Consider the following 16,295-nt stretch of genomic DNA (forward strand, 5'->3'; position numbering starts at 1 on the left):
GATGGGCGGGCGCAATGTCGCCCTATCCTTGCGGATTACACCGCTTGCGTGCGCGGCCGGTGAGGTGTTAGCTGGTGCAGCATTTACCGGATCAATGCCCATGAACCTGCCGCCCGGCGATCGATATGACGCGCTCTACCGCGATTTCTCCTGGCAGATCCCCGAGGATTTCAATATCGGCCGCGCCGTCAGCGACGATTGGGCCGCGCGTGATCCGGATCGCGTCTGCCTCGAACATTTCAGTCCTGACGGCCACCATTTGTCCTTGACCTATGGCGAGCTTGCCGGTCGCTCCTCCTCCTTCGCCAATGCGCTTTCGGCGCTTGGCATCGGCAGAGGAAATCGTGTGGCGCTGCTTCTGCCGCAATCCTTCGAGACGGTCATTTCGCATGTGGCGATCTACAAGATGGGCGCGATCGCGCTGCCGCTTGCGCTGCTTTTTGGGGTCGAGGCGCTGGAATACCGGCTGAAGGCTGCGGGTGCGACAGCCGTCGTCACCAACGGCTTCGGGCTTGAGCGCATCAGCCAGATCCGCGATCGCCTGCCCGACGTCCGGCATGTCATCAGTATCGAAGGGGCCTCGGCCGGTATACTCGGCTTCGCCGACCTGGTTTCGGCCCATCCGCCCGTCTTCGATATTGCGCAATCGGGGCCGGACGAGCCGGCGCTGATGATCTTCACGTCGGGCACGACGGGGCCGCCGAAAGGCGCGCTGCACGGCCATCGGGTCTTGGCCGGCCATATTCCCGGCATGCAATTTGCCCACGAAGGCTTTCCGCAGGCCGGCGACAGGATGTGGACACCGTCGGACTGGGCGTGGGCCGGCGGCCTGCTCAACGCTCTGCTTCCGAGCCTGCTGCTCGGCGTGCCTGTCGTGTCATCGCCGGCACAGAAGTTCGATGCCGACATGGCCTATCGCATCATGGCCGAGATGAGGGTGCGCAATGCCTTCATCCCGCCAACGGCGCTGCGGCTTCTGAAATCCGTCGAGGATCCGCGCTCGAAGTATGATCTCGTGCTGCGCACCATCGGTTCGGCAGGTGAATCGCTGGGGCGGGAGACCTATGAATGGGTGCGCCGGACGCTTGGCATTACCGTCAATGAATTTTACGGGCAGACGGAGTGCAATTTCGTGCTGTCTTCGAGCGCCGCCTTCGGCGTGACGAAGGCCGGCGCGATCGGGCGCGCGTCGCCCGGCCACAGGGTGGCGATCGTCGACGATGAAGGCGAGGAGCTGCCGGTCGGCGCGCAGGGGCAGATCGCCATTGCCAGCCCCGATCCGGTGATGTTCCTCGGTTACTGGAACGATCCCGAAGCGACGGAGCGGAAATATGCCAGGGGCTGGCTGCTGACTGGCGATATTGGCTGGCAGGATGCTGAGGGCTACATCACGTTCGCAGGCCGCGACGACGACGTCATCACCTCATCGGGATACCGCATCGGCCCGGCGGAGATCGAAGACTGCCTGCTCGGCCATCCGGCCGTCCAGCTCGCCGCTGCCGTCGGCAAACCCGATCCGCTCAGAACCGAAATCGTCAAGGCCTATATCGTGCTTGCGCCGGGCCATGCTGCCGGCGCGGAGCTTGCCGCAGAAATCAGGGACTGGGTGAAGACGCGGCTTTCGATGCACGAATATCCGCGCGAGGTGGAATTCGTCGATGCCCTGCCGCTGACGACAACGGGCAAGGTCATTCGCCGCTTGCTGCGAGAGAAGGCTGCGGCCGAGATCTAGCCGCGGCCGGCGAGCGACATGATCTTCTCGCGCAGCATCTTCGCCATGTTGCGGGTGCTGCGGTACATGTGCAGCTGGGCGGCGACCTGGCGCATGTCGCGGTCGCCATTCTGGGTAAGACCGATCACCAGCGTGCCCATTTCCTCGCGCTCCTGCCAGAAGCGGCTCATGATCGGATGATCGGAGACTGCGCAGGAATCCGAGCGCACGACGTTGGCATCGTCGAGATGCCATTCGGTCAGTTCGCTCATCAGGAGCTTGCCGGGCGAATAGCGGGAATAGCTTTCGTCATAGGCGGTCTTCCAGGTATAGGCTTCGCCGCCCATCATCAGCACGACCACGGCGGCGATCGCCTTGCCGTTGATGTCGATCGTATGGATGCGCACCGCATCGATTTCCGCCAGATTGGAGACGGCCTCGCGGGCGAAGGCGGTGTGGTAGCGGTCGGTCACCAGTGCGCTGCGGCGTTTGCCCTTCCAGCCGCCGGCTTCCAGCGCCAGGAATTCCTCGAAGCGCATATGGATTTCACGCGGCTGGCGGGCAACGGTGTGGACGACGTTGCCGAGTTCTTCGAGAAGCCGCCACTGGCGGCGCATTTCGCGCAGGTGCGAGGACGATACGGTGCGGCCGAGATAGGCCATGGCGTCGTCATCGCTCTGCAGCATCGGCCGCTCATAGGGATTGGCGACGGTCAGCGGCAGGTTGCGGCTCAGCGCCACCGCCTTTGCCATGCGCACGAAGATGCCGTTCAGCCGCACGTCCGGAAGGACCAGGGTGCCCGGCAGGCCGAGATCCTGAGTGACAAGACCTTCGAAGAGATTGTCCAGCGTCTCCGCCGCATCCTCGGCATCGACCAGGGGAGTGCCCAGCGGACCGAAGCTGTTTGCCCAGCCGCGGATGATCGACGGGCCGACGGCAAAGCCGGGCTTGTCGACCGAGAAGGGCATGAGCAGGCGCATGCGGCTGCGCTTCTCGTTGTGGTCTCTGATGATGGCGAAATTGACCTGCCGGTCTTCCAGACGCGGCATGGCCGGCGCCAGGAAACGGCCGCTGAAGAAGACGTTCGGCTCCATCGCGCGGTTGGAGAGGAAGTCCAGTTCTTCCTGCAGATCGTAACCCAGCCTGCCGGGATACAGGCAGAGCTCGCGGCCCGGCCGGCCGATTTCGATCCGTGCCTCAGCCTGCGGCGCTTCGAACTTGAGCGCGGCAAGATCGTGAACCATGCGGTTCGCGTTGCTGTCGGTGCTCTCGGTGATGGGTGGTACACGTACCATCTATCGGGCTCTCATGTCTGGCGTTGCGGCGGAAGGGGTTGCGAAGGCGAACAGCGTGAAGCCGAGGGCTCGACGCACGAAGACATGCAGCAGGAGCGCTTCCACGGCCATGGCGGAGGCCGTGGCGATTGCCGTTCCGACGATGCCGTAGTGCGGGATCAAGAGGAGATTGAGGCCGACATTGGCGGCGAGCGCGCCGGCATAGAGGGCCACACAGAGATTCTGCTTGCCTGCCATCATCAGCAGCGTCTCGGCGGGGCCGACCAGCGCCTTGGCAAGGATACCGGCCAGCAGGATCGCCATCAGCACATAACCGGCCGTAAAGGCGCCGCCGAAAAGCGACAGCAGCAGATGGCCGGCAGCCAGCACCGCAAGGCCGGCACCAAGCGCGGGCCAGAACGTCCAGCGGGCGGCATCGATGGCCGCAATCTCAAGATCGCTCCGGTTCCCCTCGGCGATGATCGAGGAAAAACGCGGACCTGCCGCGGCTTTCACCGAGAAATTTATGAAATGGACCAACGCCATGGTCTTGGCGGCTGCGAAATAGATCGCGACGTCATGCGGCTCCAGGAAAATGCCGACGACGACGACATCGGAATTGGTCAGCAGGAAGCTTACGCCCTCGATGAGGAAGATCGGGAAAGCGACGCCAAGCCATTCCAGGAAATCCACCTTGCGGGGACCGGCATCATAATGCTTGCGCATCCGATAGAGCGTGGCGGCATATTGGCCGAGCGCGGTGACGAAGGTCGCCGCGAGTGCTGCCTGCATGGCGGTGACGGCCGTATGCGGCGCGCCGAAGAAGATCGCGGCCAGCATGAAGAGGATGATGAGGACCGGCCTGACGATATAGACCGGGCTCAGCGCCATGACGGGCCAGTGATTGGCTCGCGACGTGCCCTCGAGAATGTCGCCGAGGGCGATCATCGGCATGGCCATGAGACCGAGGAAGATCGGCACCAGATAATAGCTCTCGATCCTGTCGCCGAAGAAATGCAGACCGAGCATGCCGGCAATGAGAATGGTCGTGCCCGAGAGCATGGCAAAGACGCGCGCCGTCCCCGTCAGGCCGCGGATTTCGGCAAAGGCGCCGGCCGCGCGATATTGCGGCAGGAAGCGGACGATGGCGGTGTGGAAACCGAGGCAGGACAGATCGCCGCAGAGGACGACCAGCACCCACACGAAGACGAAGATGCCGTATTCGTATTCGCCCATCAGCCGGGCGAGCACGATCTGCGACAGGAAGGCGAGGGCTGCGCTCAGGATGCGGATCGAAAAGGCGATCAGCGCCATGCGCTGGGCGGCGGCCTTGTCACCCCGTTCGGTGAGAACAGCGCCCGCCATACGCAACGCCCGGCCTGCGATCGGCCGCAGCCCTGCGGGCAGCATCTTTTCCGCTGTTTCTATGACCGCCATTCTGAACACGCAAAACTCTAGGGGCAGGGCATTCGCACGGCCAAGTCTTGCCAGATCAGCGTTAAGAAAGGGTATGCCCAATCGGCGGTATTGGCTCCTGCGCTGATCCATAATTGGGCGGAAATTACCCAAGAAAATGGCGCCCGAAGGCGCCATTGTCAGACCTGTTCGAACGCACCGTGGCAGTGCTTGTACTTCTTGCCCGAGCCGCAGGGGCAGGCCTCGTTGCGGCCGACCTTGCCCCAGGTCGATGGATCGTTGGGGTTGCGGTTTTCCGGCGGGACAGCGACTTCAAGCGCCTGATAGGTCGTGTTGGTGAATTCGTCCTCACCCGTCATCGGGTCCAGATGATGCGCCTGCATGACCGGCGGTTCCGGCTGCGGCGGGGCCTGCTGGACCAGTTCCACACGCATCAGCTGTGCGGTGACGGCCTGACGCAGGTTGTTGAGCAGCGACTGGAAGAGCTCGAAGGCTTCCGACTTGTATTCCTGCAGCGGATCGCGCTGGGCGTAGCCGCGGAAGCCGATGACGGAGCGCAGATGGTCGAGGTTGACGATGTGCTCGCGCCAGAGATGGTCGAGCGTCTGCATGACGACCTGGCGCTCGACATAGTGCATGATATCGGGGCCGAAGCGCTCGACCTTCTCGTTGAAGGCGGCGTTGGCGGCTTCCATCAGGCGTTCGCGGATATCGTCTTCGCCGATACCCTCTTCCTTCACCCAGTCCTCGATCGGCAGGTCGAGGTTGAGGATGTTGGCAGCCTGCGTCTTCAGGCCAGCGGCATCCCACTGTTCGGCATAGGCCCGTTCCGGGATGTGGGTCGCGACCAGATCGTCCACCACTTCGCGACGCATGTCGGACACGGTCTCGGAAATGTTCGGCGCTTCCATCATCTCGACGCGCTGTTCGAAGATGACCTTGCGCTGGTCGTTCAGAACGTCGTCGTATTTCAGGAGATTCTTGCGGATGTCGAAGTTGCGGGCCTCGACCTTCTTCTGGGCGCGTTCCAGAGCCTTGTTGATCCAGGGATGGACGATCGCCTCGCCTTCCTTGAGACCGAGTTTCTGAAGCATGCCGTCCATGCGGTCGGAGCCGAAAATGCGCATCAGGTCGTCCTGAAGCGACAGGTAGAATTTCGAGCGGCCGGGGTCGCCCTGACGGCCGGAACGACCACGCAGCTGATTGTCGATACGGCGGCTTTCATGGCGCTCCGTGGCAATGACGTAAAGACCGCCGGCGGCAAGCGCCTTTTCCTTGAGCTGCTTGATCTCGTCGCGGATCGCCTCGATCCTGGCGTCGCGCTCGGGACCCGGCTCGACTTCGCCGAGTTCGCGCTCGACACGCATGTCGAGGTTGCCGCCGAGCTGGATGTCGGTACCGCGGCCGGCCATGTTGGTGGCGATCGTGACGGCACCCGGCACGCCGGCCTGGGCGACGATATAGGCTTCCTGCTCATGGTAGCGGGCGTTCAGAACCTGGAAGTTCGAGAAGCCCTGCTTGCGCATCAGGTCGGCGAGGAATTCGGACTTTTCGATCGAGGTGGTGCCGACGAGCACCGGCTGGCCGCGCTTGTGGGCGTCCAGAATCTCGGTGATGATCGCCTTGTACTTCTCTTCGACGGTCCGGTAGACCTCGTCGTCTTCGTCGATACGCTTGATCGGCAGGTTGGTCGGAACCTCGATGACATCGAGATTGTAGATGTTGCCAAATTCTTCCGCTTCCGTCTGGGCCGTGCCGGTCATGCCGGCCAGCTTGTCGTACATGCGGAAATAGTTCTGGAAAGTGATCGAGGCCAGCGTCTGGTTTTCCGGCTGGATCTGCACTTTTTCCTTGGCTTCCAGCGCCTGGTGCTGGCCTTCCGAATAGCGGCGGCCCGGCATCATGCGGCCGGTGAATTCGTCGATGATGACGATTTCGCCATTGCGGACGATGTAGTCCTTGTCGCGCTGGAAGAGCTTGTGGGCCTTCAGCGCATTGTTGATGTGGTGGACGATCGCGACATTCTCGATGTCGTAGAGCGAGGCACCCTTCAGCAGGCCGGCCTGCTTCAGAAGGTTCTCCAGCTTCTCGGTTCCCACTTCGGAGAAGTTCGCCGAGCGCTGCTTTTCATCGATCTCGTAATCTTCCGGGGTCAGCAGCGGAATGAAGGTGTCGATCGTGTTGTAGAGATCGGAACGGTCGTCGAGCGGACCGGAGATGATCAGCGGCGTGCGGGCTTCGTCGACGAGGATCGAGTCCACTTCGTCGACGATCGCGAAATTGTGGCCGCGCTGGACCATCTGGTTCTTCTCGTACTTCATGTTATCGCGCAGATAATCAAAGCCGAGTTCGTTGTTGGTCGCGTAGGTGATGTCGCAATTGTAGGCGTCGCGGCGCTCTTCGTCGGACAGGCCGTGGACGATGACGCCCGTGGTCATGCCGAGGAAGCCGTAAAGACGTCCCATGGTGGCGGCGTCGCGCTGTGCGAGATAGTCGTTGACGGTGACGACGTGCACGCCCTTGCCGGAAAGCGCGTTCAGATAGACCGGCAGCGTGGCGACCAGCGTCTTGCCTTCACCGGTCTTCATCTCGGCGATGGCGTTGGAATGCAGGATCATGCCGCCGACGAGCTGTACGTCAAAAGGTCGCATGCCGAGCACGCGGCGGGAGGCTTCGCGAACGACCGCGAAGGCCGGGATCAGGATGTCGTCCAGCGTCTTGCCTTCCGCCAGAAGAGCGCGAAATTCCGCCGTCTTGGCGGCAAGCTGCTCGTCCGTCAGCGCCTTGGTCTTCTCTTCTATAGAGTTGATTGCGGCGACGTTCGGCTGGAAGGACCGCACGCGGCGATCGTTGGCTGAGCCAAATAACTTGCGGGCAATACCGCCAAAGCTGACCATATGACTGGTCCTTTCTGAATATTCTTCCCCGACGTTTCTTATTCGCTACCCAGCCGAAAAACAGGCGCACGCTTGAAAACGCCCGGAAACTGTTCTGGACGCGAGGTTGCGTGACAGATAAGAGGGGGGGCAAATGATGTCAACGGATTTGGCTGATATAGAAAGGCCACATTCCGGTGTTGAAGCCTGTTTTCGGGCTGGATTCACGAGAGCTGGAGCCGGCGGGTATAATTGTGAAGGGTTATTTGATGTTGAGCACCAACAAACTTGCTGCGCTGGCGTTTACGGCCTTCGTCGCCTTCCAGGTTCCGGCCTATGCCGACGATGCCGTTGTCGCCAAGGTCGGCAATCTGGAAATCCACCAGTCGGAACTCGATCTGGCGATCGCCAATCTCGACCCGCAGCTTGCGCAGCTTCCCGACGACCAGAAGAAGATCGCCGGACTCTCCGCCGCGATTAACGTGAAGCTCCTGGCCGCCGACGCCACCGCCGAGAAGCTTGACCAGACGGACGATTTCAAGAAGCGCATGCAGTACCTCGCCGACCGCGAGCTTCACAACGCCTACTTCAAGAAGCATGTCGTCGACACCGTGACCGATGCGGATGTGAAGGCCCGCTACGACAAGGAAGTCGCAGCTATTCCGAAGCAGGAAGAGGTCCACGCCCGCCACATCCTCGTCAAGACCGAGGACGAGGCCAAGGACGTCATCAAGCAGCTCGACGCCGGCAAGGATTTTGCCGAGCTTGCCAAGGAAAAGTCCACCGATCCGAACAAGGATGACGGCGGCGACCTCGGCTATTTCACGCGCGGCCGCATGGTCAAGGAATTCGAGGATGCCGCTTTCGCCCTCGAAAAGGGCGCTTACTCCAAGACCCCTGTGAAGACCGACTTCGGCTATCACGTCATCAAGGTCGAGGACAAGCGCGACGCTCCGCCGCCGCCGTTCGAGCAGGTGCAGGACCAGGTTCGTCAGCTCGTCATGCGCGACAAGTATTTTGCGCTGCTGAGCGAGGCGAAGTCCTCGGCCAAGGTCGAGATTGTGGACGAAACGCTGCGCAAGGGCTACGAAGACGCCAACAAGCAGGCCGAGCCGGGTGCCGAGCCCGCGCCGGCTCCGGCGCCGCAACAGTAATCACCAGCAATCAGGCCCGGTTCTTCCGGGCCATTCACTATCATCGTTTGTTATCGCATTTCCGGGACGGCGAACCGGTTGCCATTTCGCCTGGAAATGCTCATTGGCAGGTCGTTCCAGATGTCCGCTACCGTTTCTCCGCTTGCCCCGAAAACCTTCGCTTCGCTGCCGGTCCTACGCGGCGTGCGCATGGCGACCGCTTCCGCCGGCATCAAGTACAAGAACCGGACGGACGTGCTGATGATGGTCTTTGACGCGCCGGCCTCTGTCGCCGGCGTCTTCACCAAGTCGAAATGCCCCTCCGCGCCTGTCGATTTCTGCCGGGCCAACCTGCCGCACGGCACGGCGCGCGCGGTCGTCGTCAATTCCGGCAATGCCAATGCCTTCACCGGCATGAAGGGCCGCGCTGCGACCGAGCTTACGGCAAAGTCCGCTGCCGCCGCCGTCGGTTGCGCGGAAAACGAGATCTTTCTCGCATCGACCGGTGTCATCGGCGAGCCGCTCGACGCGACCAAATTTGCCGGTGTGCTCGACAAGATGCAGGCCGATGCGACCGGCGATTTCTGGTTCGAGGCCGCCAAGGCGATCATGACCACCGACACCTATCCGAAGGTTGCGACCCGCAGCGCCGAAATCGGCGGCGTCAAGGTGACGATCAACGGCATCGCCAAGGGGGCCGGCATGATCGCGCCCGACATGGCGACCATGCTCTCCTTCGTCGTCACGGATGCTGCAATCGACTCTCCCGTATTGCAGTCGCTCCTGTCCGCCGGCGTCGAGCCGAGCTTCAATTCCATGACCGTCGACAGCGATACGTCGACCTCCGATACGCTGATGCTGTTTGCGACGGGTGCTGCCTCATCCGACGGGCAGGCGCGCATCACGAGCGCGGACGACCCGCAGCTCGGTGCTTTCCGTTCGGCGCTCAACGAGCTTCTCAGGGATCTGGCAATCCAGGTCGCCCGCGACGGCGAGGGCGCCACGAAGATGCTCGAAATCACCGTGACCGGTGCCGAGAGCGATGCCGCTGCCAAGACGATTGCGCTTTCCATCGCCAATTCGCCGCTGGTCAAGACGGCCGCTGCCGGCGAGGACGCCAATTGGGGCCGTGTCGTCATGGCTGTCGGCAAGGCCGGGGAAATGGCCGACCGGGACCGGCTTGCCATCTGGTTCGGCGATGTGCGCGTTGCCGTTAACGGCGAGCGTGATCCCGGCTATTCCGAGGATGCGGCCTCTGCAGTCATGAAGAAGCAGGATATTCCCGTGAAGGTCGATCTTGGTCTCGGTTCCGGCAAGGCCACGGTCTGGACCTGCGACCTTACCAAGGAATATGTTGCGATCAATGGCGACTACCGGAGCTGACCGTTCGTTGATGCACGCATCCCTTCCGAAGCAGAACCTGCCGCTGGTCCGGCGGCTGGAGGCCGTGGGTTTTCGTGCCTGGCCGGCCGCGTCCGTGCAATATGACGGCAGCTGGCAGGTCCGCCTGACGGCGGGCCATCCCTCCAACCGGCTGAATTCCATCGTGCCTCTCGATCCCTCGGACCATCGCGATGTCGAGATCCGGCTGGAGAAGGCAAGCCGCAAGTTCGAGGCCTACGGCCGGCCCGCCGTGGTGCGTGAGACACCGCTTGCCTCGCCTGTTCTGATCGATCTGATCAAGGAACAGGGATGGAAACGTTTCGACGAGACGGCGGTGATGGTGTGTGACCTGTCGCAGGCCGATCTGCCCGACACGCTCGATCATCTTCCGACGCATGACGTCGGTCGTTTTGTCGATGCCAATCTCGCGGTCGACCAGGCGCCGGTATCGTTGAAGCCGGCGCTTGCCGAAATCATTTCCGCGATCAAGCCGCCATCGGGGCTTTTCATGATCGACGATGCGGCGCACGGCCCGCTGGCGACGGTTCTTTGCGTACAGGACAATGACCTTGCCGGTGTCATGTCGCTTTCGGTCGCAGGAAGTCATCGACGCAAGGGGCTCGGCATCGAGATCCTGACTTCGGCGCTGCGTTGGGCGCGGATGCGCAGCGCCCGCACCGCCTGGCTGCAGGTGAAGCTTTCCAACGCGCCGGCGATCGCCCTTTACGAGCGTCTCGGTTTTCGCGATGCCTACCACTATTGCTACTGGCAGGAGTGCTGCGAATGAACGAAGCGGGAAGGAAGCTGCTTCTGGTCGCCGCCTGCGCGTTGATCGATACCGACGGGCGTATCCTTCTGGCACAGCGGCCGGAAGGAAAGTCGCTTGCCGGCCTGTGGGAGTTTCCCGGCGGCAAGGTCGAGCCCGGCGAGACGCCCGAGGAAACGCTGGTGCGTGAACTGCACGAAGAACTCGGCATTACCACAAAGGTGCCCTGCCTTGCGCCGCTGACCTTCGCCAGCCACAGCTACGACACGTTCCACCTGCTGATGCCGCTTTATGTCTGCCGCCGCTACGAGGGCATCCCGCAGGGCCGTGAAGGCCAGGCGATCAAATGGGTACGCCCGCAGGCGCTGCGCGACTATCCGATGCCGCCGGCCGACGAACCGCTCATCCCGGTGCTGCAGGATTTACTTTAGCCCTTACTCAATATTAGCGCGAAACGTCCATTTCGCCTGTGGATATTAATCGATCATTTAGCACCTTCTGGCAATGATCGGCCTCACTCAAGCAACTGGCGTGTGTGTATTTAAGGGCTTGACGTCATGGACGACGATTTCTGGAAAGCTGTGCGCGAAAAGGAACGCGCTTCTTCGTCTGCCTCGCGCAGGACGGGGGCGCTGAATATTGCGCTTCTCTTCGGTACGGCCGTGGTGGCGCTCACCCTGATCCTGACGCCCATGCTGGCGGATTCCTCCAAGAAGAGCGTGCTCGCCAGCGCGCCGGCGGATTTCGATACGATCACCACCGGTTCGATCCCTAAAAGCGAGAACGGCAAGCGTTATACGATCCGCCGCAGCGTGCTCCAGGATACGCCCGGCTCCGTCTGCGTCGTTCAGGGCTACGGCGTCGGTGCCGGCTGTTGAGGAATGCAGGTTCCGTCGGCTGAAGGCTCGTTATTTTCAAGGCTGTCTTGCGCGCAAAGGGTTGGGTTGATGAATTTGCTGAAGAGATTTCTGGCCGACAAGAGCGGTGCGACGGCGATCGAATATGGGCTGATCGCAGCACTGATGGCGGCGGCCCTTATCGGTGGGCTGGGTGTGTTCACCAACGGCCTGCGCGGCGTCTTCAACACCGTCGAGAACAACCTGACGATCAACTGATTTTCCTGCCGGCACCTACTGTTTGAGCTTCTGCTCCTCTACCTTGAGGGCGTCGGCAAGCCGTGCTTTGGCCGATCCCGGCTTCAGCGGCTGTTGCTGGCTTTCATGCGGCGCCCATCCCGACACGTAGATCACCGAAAATGTCGCCCGGATACGCCCGTCCGGGTCCGAATAGCGCTCGGCATAGATTTCGCCCGCCCGCAGGAAGAAGGCGCGCGTCAGCGGCTTGCGGCTGCGGGCGGCGAGCGGATTGGTCATGCCCATCGCTCTGAGGTCGCGCATCAGCGGAAAGATTGAATCATAGCGTACCGTGTAATTCTCCGCATCGATGACGGGGAGTGCGAAACCGGCACGCTGCAGCAGGCCGCCGATATCGCGCACATCGGCGAAGGGAATGACGCGCGGGCTTGCGCCGCCGGTCATTTCTATCTCGGTCGCCAATAGCACCTCGCGCAATTCCTGCAGCGTGCCGCTGCCTGGAATGGCGGCCAGGAACAGGCCGTCCGGTTTCAATGCGCGGCGGATCTGGATGAAAACGCCGGGTGTGTCGTTGGTCAGGTGCAGGCTGAGCGGGGCAATCACCAGATTGGCCGATTGAGGCGACATCGGCACGTCTTCGAGCGGTGCTTCGAGGAAGGATTCGCCCGGCGCGACATAACGAAGGTCGCTTTCCACGCGGGTGAGGTTGCCGACCTTGCCGGTCGCGATCGCAGCACGGGCGGCCGCGCCGGTGGTGCCGTGCAGTTCCACCGCATGTTCGAAGGTCCGTTCGACAACGGCCAGGCGGTCTGCCAGTTCCTCGGCGGCGATGTCGAGCAGGAAGCCCGCTTTCGGGTCGTTGTTTACGAGCGCGCGCCGGCGGTTTGCGGCAATCTGCGCCTTGTCGAAGATAATATCCATGACGATGTCCATATTCCCCCGCCTGGCGGGCGGCAAGGCGATTTTCCTTTGACGGGCGGCGACCGAAAGCGCGTTGCTTTCGGTCTTTGTTTTTACCCATGCCGTCATCGCAAAACCGCTACCCGGTTTTGTGCGACATGCTTTATTCTGCCTGATATGGGGACGATCGAGACGAAAGGTGAGACAGGGCGGATACGGGCGCAGCTTCTGCGGCCCTTTTTCATGCTTGCCGATCTTGTCTATCCGCCGTCCTGCGCGGCCTGCGGAGTTTCGACAGGCGGACATCGCGGCCTTTGTGCCAGGTGCTGGTCAGAGGTCCGCTTCATCGAAAGGCCCTATTGCGAGGTGCTCGGCATCCCCTTTTCGCATGATCTCGGCCCCGGCATCCTGAGCGCAGAGGCGATCGCCAATCCGCCGCCCTTCGACCGGCTGCGGTCGGCAGCCACTCATGACCATGCCGTTCGCACCCTCGTACACGGCCTCAAATATCGGGATCGCACCGATCTCGCGCCGATGATGGCCGGCTGGATGCTGCGCGCATCGGACGGCATGGTCGAGCGCTGCGATGCGGTCATTCCGGTTCCCCTCCACCGCACCCGCATGGTCTCGCGCAAATTCAACCAGGCCGCAGAACTTGGCCGGCATTTGGCGAGGCTTGCAGGCAAACCCCTGTTGCCCGCCACACTCCTGCGCGTGAAGCGCACCAGCCAGCAGGTCGGTCTTGGTGTGCGGGCACGCGAGGACAATGTCCGCGGCGCTTTTGCGGTTGCCGCGGGCAGGGAAAGCGACGTTTTCGGCAAACGCATCGTGCTGGTCGACGATGTCTATACGACAGGTGCCACGGTCGGTGCGGCAACGCGCGCGCTGCGCAAGGCGGGTGCTGCCGATATAACCGTTTTAACCTTTGCAAGGGCACTTGCAGAAACTATATGACAAAAAGAAAACAGCACTGTCTGGAGAGCTTCATGGTACCCGTTACCATCTATACCCGCCAATTCTGCGGCTATTGTGCACGCGCCAAATCTCTTCTTGAAGAGAAGGGCGTCGATTTTGTCGAGCATGACGCGACCTTCTCGCCGGAGCTTCGCCAGGAAATGCTTGGCAAGTCGAACGGCCGCACCACCTTTCCGCAGATCTTCATCGGCAGCACGCATGTCGGCGGCTGCGACGATCTCTACGCGCTCGATCGGGCCGGCAAGCTCGATCCGCTGCTGGCAGCCTGAGGAAGAGCGATGAGCTTTACGGCTGCCGCCATCCAGATGTGTTCCGGTGTCGATCCGGAACGGAATGCCGCTTCGATGGCGCGCCTCGTGCGCGAGGCCGCAGCAAAGGGCGCAACTTACGTGCAGACGCCCGAAATGACCGGCATGTTGCAGCGTAACCGCGCCGCGGCAAAGGAAGTGCTGCGCGACGAGAGCAATGACATCATCGTCAGGACGGGCTCGGCGCTTGCCGCCGAACTCGGCATCTTCATGCATGTCGGCTCGACGGCGATTGCGCTCGACGACGGCAAGATGGCCAATCGCGGCTTCCTGTTCGGACCTGACGGCAAGATCCTGAACCGCTACGACAAGATCCACATGTTCGACGTCGATCTCGACAATGGCGAGAGCTGGCGCGAAAGCGCGGCCTACCGGCCGGGATCGGAGGCGCGCGTTCTGTCGCTGCCCTTCGCCGAGATGGGCTTCACCATCTGTTATGACGTGCGTTTCCCGCAGCTCTTTCGCGCACAGGCGGTGGCCGGTGCCGAAGTGATGACCGTTCCAGCGGCTTTTACGAAGCAGACCGGCGAGGCGCATTGGGAAATCCTGCTGCGGGCGCGCGCCATCGAAAACGGTGTCTTCGTCATCGCCGCCGCGCAGGCCGGTCTGCATGAGGACGGACGCGAGACGTTCGGCCATTCGATGATCGTCGATCCCTGGGGCAAGGTGCTGGCGTCAGCCGGCCCGACCGGGGAGGCCGTCGTTCTGGCCGAAATCGATCCGGCAGCCGTCAAGGCTGCACACGACAAGATTCCGAACCTTAAGAACGGTCGGGAGTTTTCCATCGAGAGGATTGCGGGGGGAATGTCAGGAGGCGTAGCAGCTTGATCCGTTATTCCCTTATTTGTGAGAATGCCCACGAATTCGAAGGCTGGTTTTCCGAAAGTGCCGATTTCGATCGCCAGGTCGCAAGCGGCTTTCTGACCTGCCCCGTCTGCAATTCCGGCTCCATCTCCAAATCGCTGATGGCGCCGTCCGTCGCGACCGCGCGCAAGAAGGATGAAATGCAGGCCGTCGCCATGGATACGGCCCGCCGCGAAGCCTTCCTGAAGCTTAAGCAAGCTGTTGCCGCGATCAAGGCGAATTCCGAAGATGTCGGCGCCCGTTTTCCCGAGGAAGCCCGCAAGATCCATTACGGTGAGGCGGATGCCCGCGGTATCATCGGCAAGGCAACGGTCGACGAAGCGCGGTCGCTGGTGGAAGAAGGCATAGAGATCGCCGCCCTGCCGATCCTGCCCGAAGACGTGAACTGATTGAAGGCTGCAGGCCCTTCATGATTTGGGCCTGCATGCGGCGCGATCAGGCCGGGCGCTTTGCCAGCAGCATATAGTTCACATCCATGTCCTTCGACAGGTTCCACTGGTTTGCCAGCGGATTGAAGAAGACGCCCGTACGGTCGACGATCTCGAGACCGTTTGCAGCCAGCGGTTTTTCCAGCTCCTGCGGGCGCACCAGCTTTTCATACTGGTGCGTGCCGCGCGGCAGCCAGCGCAGCACGTTCTCGGCAGCGAAAATGGCAAGTGCGGCCGCCTTCATCGTGCGGTTGATCGTGGCGACGAACATCAAGCCGCCCGGCCGGACCATGCCGGCGCAGGTATTCATGAAAAGCTCGACATCGGCCACATGTTCCACCACTTCCATGTTGAGCACGATATCGAAGGTCTCGCCTGCCTCGGCAAGCTGTTCGGCGCTGACGGCGCGATAGTCGACCGCGACACCCGATGCCCTGGCGTGGGTGGAGGCGATGCCGATATTCTTTTCCGAGGGATCGGCGCCGACGACGTCAGCGCCCATGCGGGCAACCGGTTCCGACAGAAGGCCGCCGCCGCAGCCGATATCGAGCACGCGCAGGCCCTCCAGCGGTTTGGCGCTTCTTGCATTGCGAGAAAAATTCTCCGCTGCCTTGTCGCGGATATAGGCCAGGCGAACGGGATTGAACTTGTGCAGCGGCTTGAACTTGCCCGTCGGGCTCCACCACTCGGCCGCCATGGCGGAAAAGCGATCGACTTCGCTCTGGTCTATGGTGGTTTTGGCAGCCTGGGTCATCTTACCGCTCCTTTGCATCCTGCCAGTGAAGTCGGACGATCGGCAGGATAAGTCAAGGGGCGGCTCGGTCGCATCGGCTGGCGAAGACGTGCCGGAAATTCTCGGATTGCATTGGCTCTGACAAGCGGCCCCCGCATGTCTGGGGGGCTGCAAGCCGCTTCGGAGATTGGTTCAGCGGCATCGACGGCGCGGGCCATTCGTCGGTTGGTAGGTATTGTCGGATGCGCGAGAGGAGCGGTACTTGCTGTAGCAATAGTCGGCATGCGAATTGCCGGTGCGAAGGCGCGGCTGCGAGGCAATGATGCCGCCGATGATCGCGCCCGCCGCAAGGCCGCCAATGATGGCGCCCGTATTGTCACGGCGACAGTGCCGATCACGGACGATCGTCTGCGGGTGGTGTGACGAGGAAATAC

At 62.0% G+C, this 16,295-nt stretch carries 16 protein-coding genes and 1 pseudogene; 11 read left to right on the plus strand and 6 right to left on the minus strand.

Annotated elements, in window-relative coordinates:
• Positions 1 to 100: 100 nt before the first annotated feature.
• The gene (locus ACU8HS_RS11165; protein ID WP_447014431.1) at positions 101 to 1,732 is read left to right on the plus strand and encodes an AMP-binding protein; all 1,632 of its coding nucleotides are present in this window, start codon (positions 101 to 103) and stop codon (positions 1,730 to 1,732) included.
• Here the strand turns inward: ACU8HS_RS11165 and ACU8HS_RS11170 are convergent.
• The 3 genes from ACU8HS_RS11170 to secA form a co-directional block, all read right to left on the minus strand.
• Entirely contained in the window at positions 1,729 to 3,006 is a 1,278-nt protein-coding gene (locus ACU8HS_RS11170) for a GNAT family N-acetyltransferase (protein WP_447014432.1), read from the minus strand. The two genes, ACU8HS_RS11165 and ACU8HS_RS11170, sit on opposite strands and share 4 nt — an antisense overlap.
• Positions 3,007 to 4,422 (minus strand): oligosaccharide flippase family protein, encoded by a 1,416-nt coding sequence (locus ACU8HS_RS11175; protein WP_113412742.1) that lies wholly within the window; start codon positions 4,420 to 4,422, stop codon positions 3,007 to 3,009.
• Between the two features lie 158 nt (positions 4,423 to 4,580).
• Positions 4,581 to 7,298: a preprotein translocase subunit SecA gene (gene secA / locus ACU8HS_RS11180; RefSeq protein ID WP_112705847.1), complete on the minus strand. Its 2,718-nt coding sequence runs from the start codon at positions 7,296 to 7,298 to the stop codon at positions 4,581 to 4,583.
• Between the two features lie 248 nt (positions 7,299 to 7,546).
• Between secA and ACU8HS_RS11185 the strand changes: the two genes are divergently transcribed.
• The 6 genes from ACU8HS_RS11185 (at position 7,547) to ACU8HS_RS11210 (ending at position 11,674) form a co-directional block, all read left to right on the plus strand.
• On the plus strand, positions 7,547 to 8,431 hold the full coding sequence (locus ACU8HS_RS11185) for a peptidylprolyl isomerase (protein ID WP_112573429.1): 885 nt from the start codon (positions 7,547 to 7,549) through the stop codon (positions 8,429 to 8,431).
• Between the two features lie 120 nt (positions 8,432 to 8,551).
• Positions 8,552 to 9,793, plus strand: coding sequence for a bifunctional glutamate N-acetyltransferase/amino-acid acetyltransferase ArgJ (gene argJ, locus ACU8HS_RS11190; RefSeq protein ID WP_447014433.1), 1,242 nt, complete (start codon positions 8,552 to 8,554; stop codon positions 9,791 to 9,793).
• The gene (locus tag ACU8HS_RS11195; protein ID WP_112573427.1) at positions 9,774 to 10,580 is read left to right on the plus strand and encodes a GNAT family N-acetyltransferase; all 807 of its coding nucleotides are present in this window, start codon (positions 9,774 to 9,776) and stop codon (positions 10,578 to 10,580) included. Before argJ ends, ACU8HS_RS11195 begins: the two co-directional genes overlap by 20 nt.
• Positions 10,577 to 10,990, plus strand: a complete 414-nt coding sequence (gene mutT / locus ACU8HS_RS11200; protein ID WP_112573425.1) for an 8-oxo-dGTP diphosphatase MutT — start codon at positions 10,577 to 10,579, stop codon at positions 10,988 to 10,990. Before ACU8HS_RS11195 ends, mutT begins: the two co-directional genes overlap by 4 nt.
• 126 nt (positions 10,991 to 11,116) lie before the next feature.
• The gene (locus tag ACU8HS_RS11205; RefSeq protein ID WP_112573423.1) at positions 11,117 to 11,437 is read left to right on the plus strand and encodes a hypothetical protein; all 321 of its coding nucleotides are present in this window, start codon (positions 11,117 to 11,119) and stop codon (positions 11,435 to 11,437) included.
• Positions 11,438 to 11,506: 69 nt separating this feature from the next.
• Positions 11,507 to 11,674 (plus strand): Flp family type IVb pilin, encoded by a 168-nt coding sequence (locus tag ACU8HS_RS11210; protein ID WP_112573421.1) that lies wholly within the window; start codon positions 11,507 to 11,509, stop codon positions 11,672 to 11,674.
• A gap of 15 nt (positions 11,675 to 11,689) precedes the next feature.
• Here the strand turns inward: ACU8HS_RS11210 and ACU8HS_RS11215 are convergent, their stop codons facing one another.
• Positions 11,690 to 12,574, minus strand: coding sequence for a methyltransferase domain-containing protein (locus ACU8HS_RS11215; protein WP_113412751.1), 885 nt, complete (start codon positions 12,572 to 12,574; stop codon positions 11,690 to 11,692).
• A 156-nt stretch (positions 12,575 to 12,730) separates the two neighbouring features.
• Here ACU8HS_RS11215 and ACU8HS_RS11220 point away from each other — a divergent pair, with 156 nt between their 5' ends.
• From ACU8HS_RS11220 to ACU8HS_RS11235, 4 genes are read left to right on the plus strand one after another with little or no spacing between them, the layout of a single operon-like run.
• Positions 12,731 to 13,507: a ComF family protein gene (locus tag ACU8HS_RS11220; protein WP_112573419.1), complete on the plus strand. Its 777-nt coding sequence runs from the start codon at positions 12,731 to 12,733 to the stop codon at positions 13,505 to 13,507.
• Between the two features lie 32 nt (positions 13,508 to 13,539).
• On the plus strand, positions 13,540 to 13,797 hold the full coding sequence (grxC, locus tag ACU8HS_RS11225) for a glutaredoxin 3 (protein WP_112705850.1): 258 nt from the start codon (positions 13,540 to 13,542) through the stop codon (positions 13,795 to 13,797).
• 9 nt (positions 13,798 to 13,806) lie between these two features.
• Entirely contained in the window at positions 13,807 to 14,664 is an 858-nt protein-coding gene (locus ACU8HS_RS11230; RefSeq protein ID WP_112573415.1) for a carbon-nitrogen hydrolase family protein, read from the plus strand.
• Positions 14,661 to 15,089, plus strand: coding sequence for a DUF1178 family protein (locus tag ACU8HS_RS11235; RefSeq protein WP_113412744.1), 429 nt, complete (start codon positions 14,661 to 14,663; stop codon positions 15,087 to 15,089). Before ACU8HS_RS11230 ends, ACU8HS_RS11235 begins: the two co-directional genes overlap by 4 nt.
• A gap of 46 nt (positions 15,090 to 15,135) precedes the next feature.
• Here the strand turns inward: ACU8HS_RS11235 and ubiG are convergent, their stop codons facing one another.
• Positions 15,136 to 15,882 carry a bifunctional 2-polyprenyl-6-hydroxyphenol methylase/3-demethylubiquinol 3-O-methyltransferase UbiG gene (ubiG, locus tag ACU8HS_RS11240; protein WP_113412745.1) on the minus strand — a complete coding sequence of 249 codons (747 nt, stop codon included), beginning with the start codon at positions 15,880 to 15,882 and terminating at the stop codon, positions 15,136 to 15,138.
• A gap of 171 nt (positions 15,883 to 16,053) precedes the next feature.
• A pseudogene (locus ACU8HS_RS11245) lies at positions 16,054 to 16,254 on the minus strand (BA14K family protein); the annotation flags it as partial.
• Positions 16,255 to 16,295 lie beyond the last annotated feature (41 nt).

This window comes from Rhizobium sp. KDH_Rht_773_N (assembly GCF_052946295.1).